This window comes from Labrys sp. 22185, assembly GCF_052045555.1.
In the GTDB taxonomy this organism is placed as follows: domain Bacteria; phylum Pseudomonadota; class Alphaproteobacteria; order Rhizobiales; family Labraceae; genus Labrys; species Labrys neptuniae.
In genome coordinates this window covers 289,345-302,004 of record NZ_JBQEPH010000001.1, presented here as the reverse complement: position 1 = coordinate 302,004, position 12,660 = coordinate 289,345, and the positions used below count along the sequence as shown (strand labels likewise).

The window sequence follows — 12,660 nt, the reverse complement described above, 5'->3', positions numbered from 1 at the left end:
CCGGCTTTGCTCAATCAAGCATTGGTCGAAGCCCTCAATGGGCGTCGGCCCAGATCTTCTTCTTGGTGTAGTAGAGCAGTCCCGACAGCACGATCAGGAAGATGATCACCACGAAGCCGGTCTGCTTGCGCTTTTCGAGCGAGGGATCGGCCGCCCATGCCAGGAAGGCAGCGACGTCACGTGTGTACTGGTCGACCGTCTGCGGCGCACCGTCGGTATATTCCACCTGCCCATCGGCCAGAGGCTTGGCCATGCCGATCGAAGCGCCGAAGATCTTGTTGTAGTGGCCGTTCGGCGGAACGGTGACGCCCTCCGGCGGCTTCTCGTCATCCTTCAGATAGCCATCGGTGATCAGGGCATGGATATAGTCGGGGCCCTGCTCCTGATACTGGGTGAAGATGTCGAAGACGAAGCCGGGGAAGCCGGACTTCACGCCGCGCGCCTTGGCGAGCAGGGACATGTCCGGCGGAATGGCACCATTGTTGGCGACGGCAGCAGCCTGATCGTTCGGATAGACCAGCGGGAAATAATCCGCAGGCCGACCCTTGCGCTCAAGCACCTCGCCCTTGTCGTTGGGCACGTCCATCACTGTGTATTCGGCCGCGAGGGCCTTGACCTGGCCTTCGGTGAAACCGGGACCGCCTGGATCGGCCAAGGTCCGGAAGGCAACGCGATGCAGGCTGTGGCAGGCCGAGCAGACCTCGCGATAGACCTTGAAGCCGCGCTGCAGCTGGCCCTGATCATAGCGCCCGAACGGGCCCGCAAAACTCCATTGCTGGCGGGTCGGCTGCTCGCCCCCCTCCGCCCAGGCGGGCTGGGAAAGGCCGGCAGCGCCGAACAGGGTGGCAAGGGCGACAGCCAGACCGGCTACGCGTGAGGGTTTGAACATCTCAATCATCTCGTTCGCCCCTCAGCCCTTGCTTTGCGATTCGGCGGTGTTTGCGGCCGGCAGGGGGATGCCGCTCGACTTCGCCAGAATGGCATCGGCGATCGAAGCGGGCACCGGCTTGGTCTGCTCAAACAACCCCAGCAGCGGCAGGGCGATGAGGAAGTAGGCGAAGTACAGCGCGGTCAGGATCTGGCCGATCAGCACCTTCGAGCCTTCCGGCGGCTGCGAGCCGATCCAGCCGAGGCCGATGCAGATCGCCACGAAGATGAAGAACACCCAGCGGAACACCGGACGATAGACCGCCGAACGCACCTTCGAGGTGTCGAGCCAGGGCAGCAGCGCCAGCATGACGATGGCGGCGAACATCATGATGACGCCCAGCAGCTTGTCCGGGATCGAGCGCAGGATCGCGTAGAACGGCAGGAAGTACCATTCGGGCACGATATGGGCAGGCGTCTTGCCGGGATCGAAGGTGATGTAGTTCTCCGGATCGCCCAGATAATCCGGCATGTAGAACACGAAATACATGAAGAAGACGAGGAAGCAGGCGATGCCGAAAGCATCCTTCAGCGTCGCATACGGCGTGAAGGGCACCGAATCCTTGTCCGACTTGATGTCGACGCCGGTCGGATTGTTCTGGCCGACCACGTGCAGCGCCCAGATATGCAGCACCACGACGCCGGCGATCATGAAGGGCAGCAGATAATGCAGCGAGAAGAAGCGGTTCAGGGTCGGGTTGCCCACCGCATAGCCGCCCCACAGCCAGGTCACGATCGACTTGCCGAATACGGGAATGGCGGAGAACAGGTTGGTGATGACGGTAGCGCCCCAGCCCGACATCTGGCCCCAGGGCAGCACATAGCCCATGAAGCCGGTTGCCATCATCAAGAGGAAGATGACGACGCCAAGCAGCCACAGCACTTCGCGGGGGCCCTTATAGGAGCCGTAATACATGCCGCGGGCGATGTGGAGATAGACCGCGATGAAGAACATCGAGGCGCCGTTGGCGTGCAGCTTCTGAATCAGCCAGCCCCAGTTCACGTCGCGACGGATCAGATCCACCGAGGTGAAGGCCAGGCTCGAATCGGAGACGTAATGCATCGCCAGCACCACGCCCGTGAGGATCTGCGCCCCCAGCATGAAGGAGAGGATGGCGCCGAAGGTCCACATATAATTGAGGTTGCGCGGCGTGGGATAGGCGATGAACGAGGAGTGGACGAGCCCACCGATCGGCAGGCGGCTCTCGAACCACCGTCCAAGGCTGGATTTCGGGGTCCAGGTCGAGGTTCCGCTCATGAATTGTGACCTTAAGCTTGTGCGTTCGATTCGGCGCCGATCATGATCTTGGTCGGGCTCTCGAAATTATAGGGCGGAACTTCCAGGTTGAGCGGAGCCGGACCCTGACGGATGCGTCCCGAGGTATCGTAGACCGAACCATGGCAGGGGCAGAACCAGCCGTGATAGGAGCCTTCGTTGACCAGCGGGATGCAGCCCAGATGCGTGCAGATGCCGACCACGACCAGCCATTGTGCCTGATCTTTCTTGACCCGGTCCGCATCGGCCTGGGGGTCCTTCAGGTCGGTCAGCTTGACATCCTCGGCCGCTGCGATTTCGGCCTTGGTGCGGTGACGAATGAAGATCGGCTTGCCGCGCCAGAAGATCTTCACCGACTGTCCCTCGGGAATCGGCGTCAGGTCGACCTCGACCGGCACGCCCGCCGCGATGGTCGCCTTGTCCGGATTCATCTGGCTGATGAAAGGCCAAGCTGCGCCAGCGACACCCACAGCACCGACCGCGCCGGTGGCAATGTAAATGAAATCGCGACGAGTGGGCTCTGCGGCGTGTTCGTTCGTGACTGCCACGGATCGATCCTTCTCATACGTCGCATCCCGGCCGTCGCCGGGATGATGGAGGAACCGGACCTATCAGCCCCGTACCGTCCATACTCTGCCAAATCTCGGCCACCCCAGCCGCGCCAAACCGGATCGCGGCGAAACTGGGGCAAACCTTATCAAGGGGCTCATGCCACTCTGTTGCGAAGTTGTCTAGATCGTGCAGCCCGCAAATGGCGCTATGTCGCATGACATCAACGCCATAAATGCAAATTCTCTATCCCCGATGCCGGAAGCGTCCCCTATGAAGAACGTCTCCGCCCTCGCCCTGCCGATGCCCCAATGCCGCTCACTCTCGCCCTGTTTCAACCCGACATCCCTCAGAACGCCGGCACGATGCTGCGCCTGTGCGCCTGCCTCGGCGTAAAGGCGGCCATCGTCGAGCCCGCGGCCTTTCCCGTGTCGGACCGGGCATTCCGCCGCGCCGGGATGGACTATCTCGACCGCCTCGCCATCGACCGCCATGTTTCCTTCCCGGCCTTCGAGGCCTGGCGGGCCGCGAGCGGACAAAGGCTGGTGCTGCTGACCACCAAGGGCGCGGTGCCCCATACCGGCCATGTATTCCGGCCGGACGACATCCTCATGGTCGGCAGGGAATCAGCCGGCGTGCCCGATGCGGTCCATGCCGCGGCCGACGCGCGGGTGTTCGTACCGATGCGCCCGGGACTACGCTCGCTCAACGTGGCCGTCGCCGCCGCCATGGTGCTGGGCGAGGCCCTGCGCCAGACCGACGGCTTCCCTTCCTCGGCGGAATCGTCCTGATCGAGCACGTCCGCCTTTCGGCCGTCATTGATCCTGCGCAATTGCCTGCTAGCGGAAACGGACTATAGAGGCAGCATGACAAAGCCCGGTTCCGCCCCTCTTTCCTCCGAGATCGCCCCCCGCCAGGCCGAGGCCCGTGCCTGGTTCGAGGCTCTGCGCGATCAGATCTGCGCCGCCTTCGAGACCCTCGAGGACGCGCTGCCCCAGGCCCGAGCCCCGGCCGGTACGGCCGCAGGACGCTTCAGGCGCACGCCCTGGCAGCGCACCGACCACACCGGCCACCCGGGCGGTGGCGGCGTGATGGCGATGATGCATGGCAGGGTTTTCGAAAAGGTGGGCGTACATTGTTCGACCGTCCACGGGGAATTTTCACCCGAATTTCGCACCGACATTCCCGGCGCCGCCGAAGATCCACGCTTCTGGGCCTCCGGCATCTCCCTGATCGCCCATCCCTGGAACCCTCATGTGCCCACCGTGCACATGAACACCCGATTCGTGGTGACAACCAAGGCCTGGTTCGGCGGCGGCGCGGACCTGACGCCGATGCTCGACGGACGCCGCACGCAGGAAGACCCGGACAGCCTCGATTTTCACGCCGCCATGCGCCGGGCCTGCGAGGCTCACGCCGTGGCCGACTATGCCCGCTACAAGAAATGGTGCGACGACTATTTCTTCCTCAAGCATCGCAACGAGTCGCGCGGCATCGGCGGCATTTTCTATGACGGGCTCACCAGCGGCGACTGGCAAGCCGATTTCGCCTTCACCCGGACGGTCGGCACGGCCTTCGCCGCCATCTATCCCGAGCTCGTGACGCGCAATTTCGAAAAACCCTGGACGGAGGCCGAGCGCGACGAGCAGCTGGTGCGCCGCGGACGTTACGTCGAGTTCAACCTGCTCTATGACCGTGGCACGCTGTTCGGCCTCAAGACCGGCGGCAATGTGTCCTCGATCCTGTCGTCGATGCCGCCCACGGTGAAATGGCCCTGACCCGCCGTTTCCTGCCTTCCGCCCGCCGTCAGGCTGCAGGCGGATAGGTCCGCGGCCCGCTTTCGGGTCGAAGCGTTTTGCGATTTGACGGAATCACTCAAATCGCACTTTGTCCCCAGGGGCAGCGCGGCCTGTTGCTGCCATCGACAAGATCGGGCCACAATGTCTCTGACAGATGCGCGTCGACTCCGGAGACCCTGCTGCATGCACCGTCCGACGACCGCCCTGGTGGCCCTTGCCGCCGCCGTCTTCTCGACGATGCCGGCCGGTGGAGGCAGCGCCCTGGCCCAGCCATCGGAGGCCGCCGTCGCGAGCGCCTGCACGCTGCTGGCCGACGTGGCGACCGGCAAGCTGCTCAAGCAGGAAGGGAGCTGCGACAAACCGATCACGCCGGCCTCGACCTTCAAGATCGCCATCAGCCTGATGGGCTATGATTCGGGCCTGCTGAAGAACGAGCATGTGCCCGCCCTGCCCTTTCGCGAAGGCTATGCCGACTGGGTGCCGGAATGGCGCACCAGCACAGACCCCGCCAGCTGGATGAAGAATTCGGTGGTCTGGTACTCGCAACAGATCACGCGCAGTCTCGGCAAGCAGCGCTTCAAGCGCTACGTCGCCGAATTCGACTACGGCAATCAGGACGTCTCCGGGGATCCAGGCAAGCAGAACGGCCTCACCCAGGCCTGGCTGAGCTCATCCCTCAAGATCACACCGCTCCAGCAGCTCGACTTCCTGGAGCGGATGGTGCGTCACCAATTGCCGGTCTCGAACCGGGCCTACGACATGACAGCCCGCATCCTGGTGCTTGCTCCCCTGCCCAATGGCTGGGAAATTCACGGCAAGACCGGCTCCGGCGCGCCCCGGCGCTCCGACGGCAGGCTCGATTTCGATCATGCCTATGGCTGGTTCGTCGGCTGGGCCAACAGGGACGGCCGCAACGTGGCCTTCGTGCGCCAGGTGCAGATGGGCTCCAAGGGCAATCTCAGGGCCGGGCTGCAGGCGCGCGACGCCTTCCTGGCGGAGTTGCCCGACTTGCTGGACCGGCTGTAATCCGGTCCGTCCGGTCGGGCTGGCTCTCGTCACAGCAATTCCTCCCCATCGAGATAGTTGCGCAGGAAGGTGGGCACTCGGACCTGCCCCTGCGGCGTCTGGTGATTCTCGATCAAGGGCACCAGGATGCGCGGCGTCGCGATCGCGGTGTTGTTCAGCGTGTGGCAGAACCGGACCTGCCCCCGCCGATCGCGCCAGCGGATATTGGCTCGCCGGGCTTGCCAATCATGCAAGGTGGAACAGCTATGGGTTTCCCGATAGCATCCGAGGCTCGGCACCCAGGTCTCGATGTCGTTCATTCTCACCTTGCCCGGCCCCATGTCTCCGGTGGAGCATTCGATGACCTGATAGGGCAGCTCCAGGGCCTGCAGGGCGGTCTCGGCATTGGCGAGCAGCCGGCCATGCCAATGGGCGGATTCTTCGGGATCATCGCGACAGATCACATATTGCTCCACCTTGTAGAACTGGTGAACCCTGAGCAGGCCACGCACGTCGCGTCCCCCGCTGCCGGCCTCGCGGCGGAAGCAGGGAGAGAAGCCGGCATAGAGCAGCGGCAGGTCGCGCTCATCGATGAGCTCGCCGCCATGCAGGCCGGTCAGCGCGATCTCGGCGGTGCCGGCAAGATATGCACCGTCCCGCGGGAGTTCGAAGGTGTCCTCCCTGGCGAAGGGAAAATGGCCGGTATTGACGAAGGCATTCCCACGAACCAGGGCGGGAACGGCGATGGGCTGGAACCCCTTGCGGGCGAGCCGACGGGACGTGTCGAACAAGAGCGCCTGTTCCAGCAAGGCCAGGCGCCCCTTCAGCACATAGCTGCGGGCCCCGGCAACCTTGGCAATCCGGGATTGGTCGATCCAGCCATGCCTGTCGGCAATGGCGAGGTGATCGAGCGGCGGAAAGGCGAAGTCGGGCCGATCGCCGACGGCGCGCACCACCTGATTGCTCTTTTCATCCGGCCCAACTGGCGCCCCTGGCCAGGGCAGGTTGGGAACCGTCAGCAAGAGGTCGCGCAAGGTCTGTTCCGTTTCTCCGGCATTCCCCTGGAGGGCGGTAAGCGCGCTTGCGATCGCCCTGGAACGTTCGGCGCCGGCCGCGCGCAGCGGCGCAGAGGCCTCGGCGAACTGTGCCGTAATGCGATTTCGTTCCGCCCTCAAGGTTTCGATCCGTGTCTTGCCCCGACGCAAGGCAGTATCGAGGGCCAGGATCCGATCGAGATCGACGGTCATGCTCTTGGCCCGGGCCGCCTCGGCGACCGCGGCGGTGTTGTTACGAATGAAAGCGATGTCCAGCAATGTTGCCTCCTGATGCTGGCGACGCACAGCGGCAGGAGCAAACGAAAAGGCCCTGCCGGATGGCGGGGCCCTGGTTGAAACGCGATGGCGGAGAGAGTTCAGCGCATGCGACTGCAACCCGGCCCCGAGGGGTCGGACGAGATCAGCCGCGAGTTCGATCGATTGAACCTGAACATGGGACCACCCTGCCAGCGACTTCGGCGGAGGTCAACTGGCCCTGGCCGCGAAAACCGCCCTTCTCAGTCGGCCGTCGGCAAATGGCGCATGGTGACGAAGATCTGCCCGTCCGGCAGTTCTTCCCAGTATTCGATCTCGGTCATATAGGCCGCCTTGGGGTAGCGGGTAAACAGATCGCGCGCCTTGGCACGTGCTTCCTCACGCGGCAAAGTAAAACTCTCGCGCCGGAAGCCCAGCGTCGTTTGGGATCGTCGGTCTGCATGGCGCTTGGCCAACGTTCCTGGCCGGATCTCGTCGCTACGCATTCTCGTATCCTTGGCCCATTCCGTTGAGGCAGGCTCGGTTGGAAACCTGCATCTCCAATTTAGGGCCTCCCGGCTCAAGAGTCGAATCGTCAGGCCAGGCATGGCGGAAGGGAGGCATCGACGCCATCCTGCCTGTCAGCCGCCATCCGTGAGAGCGCAGGGAGGATATAGCTGCAATTTTCATCCGAGAGGCATCCGGCGTATCAGCCGGGAGGCCGACACTCCGCATATCCCGCGCTCTGCCATGCAAAAGCGTGTGTTGGGCTACCGGCCTTCCCGGGCCCAGAGCAGGGTGACGCCGCCCAGCAGCAAGGCAAGGCCGAGCAGGCCCGCGAAGAGCGGGATAGTGTCGATGCCCTGTACCACCGACGCCTCGCTGCGCTTGAGGCCGATCCAGCCGCTGCCGCCATAGGCGGAGCCGGCGCCGACCGCGCGAACCGCCGGTATCGACAGGCCGGACGCGGTGGCGAGGCGCTCCACGCTGCCGCCGGTCTCGCCGGCTATGCCCTTCAGCCCGTCGGGCGTGGAGAGCAGGTCCTGGAATTCGCGTGGATTGGCGGGACCGACATTGGTGATCGCCTGCAAGGCGCCGTCCTGGGCCCGCCACAACCCCATCACGTCGGTGGAATAGACTGCGCTCCACAGGCCCGGTTTCTCCGGTTTGAGGGCAAGCCTAACCTTCTCGCCATTCGGGCCGATCAGTTCGACCGGTGCCGCCGTCTCCGCCATGGTCTGGCGCTCGACCGTGATGTCGCGGCCGACAGCCCGTGCACGCAGAGCCTCCTCGTCGAGATCGGGCTCCTTCAAAAGCCAGTGCGACAGGCGCCGCAGCAGATCGACATGGGGCCCGCCGCCCTCATAGCCACGTGCCCACAGCCAGGCATGGTCGGATAGCAGCAGGGCCACCCGGCCCTTGCCCTGGTGGGCGAGCACGAGCAGCGGATCGCCCCGGGCGCCGGTCATCACGGCGCTGCCCTCGCGCAGCTTGGTCTCTACCGTGGTGAACCATTGGCCCCAGGCCGGTGGATTGGCATTGCCGCCCGGCAGGTCCCGCGTCACCGGATGGCGTTTGCCGAGCGCGCTGATCTCCGGCCGGTAAGGCTGATAGAGCACGTTGCCAGATGGCGAGGCCGGCAGGATCTCGGCCAGGCCGGTACCCCACAGACTGTTCTCGGAGGCGTAATCGGCGCCCGATGCCAGCAGGATCGCCCCGCCATTGCGCACGAACTCCGTCATATTGTCGAAATAGGCGGCCGGCAGCAGGCCTTCCTGCGCGTAGCGGTCGAAGATGATCAGGTCGAAGCGGTTGATCTCCTCGTCGAACAGGCGGTGCGTCGGGAACTGGATCAGGGAGAGCTCGTTGATCGGGGTGCCGTCCCCCTTCTGCGGCGGCCTGAGAATGGTGAAATGCACGAGCTCGACATTGGCGTCGGCCTTGAGCAGGTTGCGCCAGGTGCGCTCGCCGGCATTGGGTTCGCCCGAGACCAGCAGGACGCGCATCTTCTCGCGGATGCCCTCGATCTGCAGCACGGCCCGGTTGTTCACCGGCGAGAGTTCGCCCGGCACGGTTTCGGCTTCGAGCTCGACCACATTCACGCCGGCATGCTCGATCGGCACCTGCAGCGACGACAATTCGCCGACCGGCACGGTGGTGCGCGCAATCTCTTCGCCATCGCGGCGCAGGATCACCGCGGCCGTCGACGGCATGTTCGGACCGCGATCGACGACGCGGAAGCGAATGGTGGTGGCCTGCTTCACCAGTCCGAAGCGCGGCGCCTCGACCAGGTTGATCTGGCGGTCGCGTTCATCCTCCCGGCCGGTGATCAGGGCATGGAGCGGCGCCTTGAAACCGAGGGCCGCCGCTCGAGCCGGCACGTCGTGGACCACGCCGTCCGTCAGCAGGATGGCGCCGCCGACGCGGTCCGGCGGCACGTCGGACAGGGCAGTCGCCAAGGGAGTGAAGAGCTGGGTGCCGTCAGCACCGGACTTGACCCCACCTCCCGCTTCGACCACCCGCAGCTCGGTATTGCCCAGCGCCTTGATCTGCCGGCTCAGCTCGTCGCGGGCCGCGTCCGTCTGCCGCGTCCTTTCGTCCAGCGACTGGGAGGCGGAACGGTCGACCACCAGGGCCACGACATTGGGCAGCACCGCGCGCTGCTCTCGCGTCAGGATGGGCCCGGTGAGAGCGAGGACGAACAGGCCCAGCACCAGCGCGCGCAGCCAGGCCCCACGCAGCCGCGCCAGCAGGCACAGCGCCGCGACCGCAGCCGCCAGCACGGCCAGGCCGATGACGACAGGCCAGGACAGCAAGGGCAGGAATTGCAGGGAGAAATCGCTCATCAGCGGCCGAGCCTCTCCAGGAGATCCTGTACATGCACCTGATCCGCCTTGTAGTTGCCGGTCAGCGCATACATCACCATGTTGACGCCGGCGCGATAGGCCAGCTCACGCTGGCGCTCCAGCCCGGTGGAAACGGGAAAGAGCGGATTCATCTGGGCATCGACGGCCCAGGCTGCGGCCAGATCGTTGGAGGTGATGATCAAGGGCGAAACACCGTCTCCCCCCAGCACGGGCTTGTCGCTGTCCTCGGATGTCGGGGCGGTGGCCTGCACCCAGGTTTCGCCATTGTCGTAACGCCCGACGAATTTGTCGAGCAGGTAGAAGGTCTTGGTCAGCACGTGCTTGGCCGGTATGGGCTCGAGCTCGGGAATGTCGAGCCCCGAGAGCAGGCGCTTGAGCGTTTCGCCGGCCGGCGTGGCCGCTCCCCCCGCATCCTGCTGCACCGCATCGCGCGTATCGAAAATGATGGTGCCACCCGATTTCATGAACGCGTCGATGCGCGCCATCACTGCCGGCGGCGGCGGTTCCTTGCCCGGCACGATCGGCCAGTAGATCAGCGGATAGAAGGCCAGTTCGTCCTTGGCCGGATCGATGCCATCGGGCGGCCCCGGCTCCAGCGCCGTGCGTTCGGCGATATAGGCGGTCAGGCCCTTGAGACCGGCGAGGCTGGTATCGTCCGTCTCCTTGTCGCCGGTGACGACATAGGCAAGGCGGGTCTTCAGCGCAGCGTCGAAGGGGCGGCTCTGCGCCTGGGCATCCGGCGATGCCAACAGGGTGAGGGACAGCGCCAGCACTACGAGGGCCGCCGACCCCACACCGGGACGGGCAAGACGCGTCCAGCCGCCCGCCATGGAGAAGACGATCAGGGCATCGGCCAGCAGCAGGGCCAGCGCGACCAGCAGCAGAACGGGCCCGAGGGCGATCGGCTTGGCAACCGTATAGTCGGCCAGGGACGCATTCACGGTGGTATAGTCCAGGGGCTTCAACACGGCATTGGCAGCCAGCGCATTGACGGCCACCAGGCCATCGGGCGGCCCGTAGAAGCCGGGCGGGTGATCGGGACGGCCGATGCCGGGCTGATCCGCCCGCACGGGCTGGGCGGTGGCCGGCGGCACCTGGAAAGCACCCTGCCCATCGAGCGTCCGGCTCGGCGCCGCATAGACCGGCGCTGCTGCGCTCACCTGCGCTGCGGCAGCCCCCGCAACCGGCGCGGATTTGGCCAGCCCCACCACCTTGCGCAGCATCTCCACGAAGGTTCCCGACAGGACGAGGTTGGACCAGGTGGTGTCGGCCGTCACGTGAAAGAGCACGATGACGCCATTGCCCCGTTTCTCGGCCGTGACCAGCGGCGTGCCGTCGGCCAGGGCAGCCCAGGTCCGGCCGGGCAGATCGATATCGGGCTCGGCCAGCAATTGGCGCTTGACGCTGACGTCATCCGGCAAGGCGAGGCCTGCGAAGGGGCTATTGGCATCGAAGCTTCCGAGCTTTTGCGGCTTCTCCCAGGAGAGCGTCCCGCCCAGTGTGCGCCCGCCCTGGCGCAGCTTCACCGGCAGCAGCGTATTCTCGGCGGCAGCGAGACGCGAGCCGGCAAAGCGCACCAGAACGCCGCCATTCTCGATCCAGGTCGAGAGCTTGGCTTCGGCATCGCCGAGATTGCCGACATCGGCCAGCATCAAGACCGGCAGTTTGTCGTCGAGAAAGCGGCCGATCGCCTCGGCCGGCGAGGTTCCCTCGGCAGTCCTTACATCGGCATAGGGTTCGAGCGCTCGCGTGAGGTAATAGTTCGCCGACAGCAGGGGCTGGCTGACATCCTTGTCCTGCCCCGAGACGATGCCAACCATGCGGCGGCGCCAGGTGCGGTCGAGCAACTGCACCGCTCCGGCCGACGCGTCGCCGACGATTTCCAGCCGCGCCACATCATTGCGAATGTCGAGGGGCAGGTCGAGCTGCGCCGTGGTCTCGCCGGCGCCTGCCGGGAAACTGAAATCGGCTTGGCCAACCGGCAGGTTCTTGAGGTCGAGCGCCCTCACCGTGCCTGACAAGACGCGATCGAGCTTGCCCGTGCGCAAAACGCGCACCGAGATGCCGCTCGGCGCATTGGCCGCGCCCGCAAGGGCCAGCGAACTGCGGCCATCGTCACGATAGACCGTCACTCGCCCCTGCTTGCCGGCTTCCGACAAAGCGGCGAGAAAGCCATTGTCGCCATCCCCTGCCAGGCCATCCGAGAACCAGAGGATCTCGGCCTCCGGCGCCGCACGCAGGAAGGAGGCGATGGCGGGCGCATAGGCGCCACGATTGGCCTTCCAGGGCTGCGGAGCAAGCGCTGTGAGGCGCGGACCGAGGCTCGCAGCAGGACTGAGCGAAAGATCGGTGAGCGGCTCGGCCAGGGCCGCCATTGCCACCGGGCGGCGATCCTGCTCGGCCGCGGCGAGTGCGGCCTGGATCACTTCCTGGCGCTTCGCCCAGGTCGCGGCGGAACCCCAGCCATTGTCGACGAGGAACAACAGCGGCGCCGTACGCGTCGGTCCGGCCTGACTGAAAGGTCGCAGCGTCGGCACGGCCAGCATGGCGATCACCAAGGCAGCCAGGATGAGGCGCAAGGCCGTCAGCCACCAGGGCGAGCGCGCTGCCACCCGCCCGCGCGGCAACAGGCCGTAGAGCAGGCGCAAGGGTGGAAAGTCGACGCGTTGCGGCCGTGGCGGCACCAGGCGCAGCAGCAGCCAGATGGCCGGCAGCAGGGCCAGTGCCGCCAGCATCCAGGGCGAGGCGAGAGCCAGCGAACCTAGCATCGACCAAGCCTCCGTCCGCCAGGCTTGCGTTCGGCAACAGGTGTTCCGTCATCCCCGGCTGCGCCACTCGCGAGCGAAGCGAGAGAGGGCGAAGGGAAGGGGATCCAGGGACCAAAGGCATCGGTTGCAGCCCTGGATCCCCTTCCCTCGGCCTCCGGCCTCGCCGGGGATGACAGAGCA

Annotated in this window: 8 protein-coding genes and 1 pseudogene; 3 read left to right on the top strand and 6 right to left on the bottom strand. The window is 65.5% G+C overall.

Features of this window, described 5'->3' with window-relative positions; translation table 11 throughout:
- Positions 1-34: 34 nt before the first annotated feature.
- Positions 35-2,185 (bottom strand): annotated as a pseudogene (locus tag ACTJKX_RS01400) (cytochrome c1).
- Between the two features lie 11 nt (positions 2,186-2,196).
- A complete protein-coding gene (gene petA / locus ACTJKX_RS01395; protein ID WP_105861606.1) occupies positions 2,197-2,751 on the bottom strand; it encodes a ubiquinol-cytochrome c reductase iron-sulfur subunit in 555 nt (184 codons plus the stop codon).
- A gap of 312 nt (positions 2,752-3,063) precedes the next feature.
- Between petA and ACTJKX_RS01390 the strand changes: the two genes are divergently transcribed.
- The 3 genes from ACTJKX_RS01390 (at position 3,064) to blaOXA (ending at position 5,577) form a co-directional block, all read left to right on the top strand.
- Positions 3,064-3,543 (top strand): tRNA (cytidine(34)-2'-O)-methyltransferase, encoded by a 480-nt coding sequence (locus ACTJKX_RS01390; protein ID WP_440724125.1) that lies wholly within the window; start codon positions 3,064-3,066, stop codon positions 3,541-3,543.
- A 75-nt stretch (positions 3,544-3,618) separates the two neighbouring features.
- Positions 3,619-4,530 (top strand): oxygen-dependent coproporphyrinogen oxidase, encoded by a 912-nt coding sequence (gene hemF, locus ACTJKX_RS01385; protein WP_311933595.1) that lies wholly within the window; start codon positions 3,619-3,621, stop codon positions 4,528-4,530.
- A gap of 258 nt (positions 4,531-4,788) precedes the next feature.
- Positions 4,789-5,577 (top strand): class D beta-lactamase, encoded by a 789-nt coding sequence (blaOXA, locus tag ACTJKX_RS01380; protein WP_376717619.1) that lies wholly within the window; start codon positions 4,789-4,791, stop codon positions 5,575-5,577.
- A 29-nt stretch (positions 5,578-5,606) separates the two neighbouring features.
- Here the strand turns inward: blaOXA and serS are convergent, their stop codons facing one another.
- The 4 genes from serS to ACTJKX_RS01360 all read right to left on the bottom strand — a co-directional run bounded on the left by serS (position 5,607) and on the right by ACTJKX_RS01360 (position 12,480).
- Positions 5,607-6,869: a serine--tRNA ligase gene (gene serS, locus ACTJKX_RS01375; protein ID WP_440724124.1), complete on the bottom strand. Its 1,263-nt coding sequence runs from the start codon at positions 6,867-6,869 to the stop codon at positions 5,607-5,609.
- A gap of 239 nt (positions 6,870-7,108) precedes the next feature.
- Positions 7,109-7,351: a hypothetical protein gene (locus tag ACTJKX_RS01370; protein ID WP_311933601.1), complete on the bottom strand. Its 243-nt coding sequence runs from the start codon at positions 7,349-7,351 to the stop codon at positions 7,109-7,111.
- Between the two features lie 264 nt (positions 7,352-7,615).
- Positions 7,616-9,691, bottom strand: a complete 2,076-nt coding sequence (locus ACTJKX_RS01365) for a hypothetical protein (protein ID WP_440724123.1) — start codon at positions 9,689-9,691, stop codon at positions 7,616-7,618.
- A complete protein-coding gene (locus tag ACTJKX_RS01360; RefSeq protein WP_440724122.1) occupies positions 9,691-12,480 on the bottom strand; it encodes a DUF4159 domain-containing protein in 2,790 nt (929 codons plus the stop codon). The genes ACTJKX_RS01365 and ACTJKX_RS01360 overlap by 1 nt, the downstream gene beginning before the upstream one ends.
- Positions 12,481-12,660 lie beyond the last annotated feature (180 nt).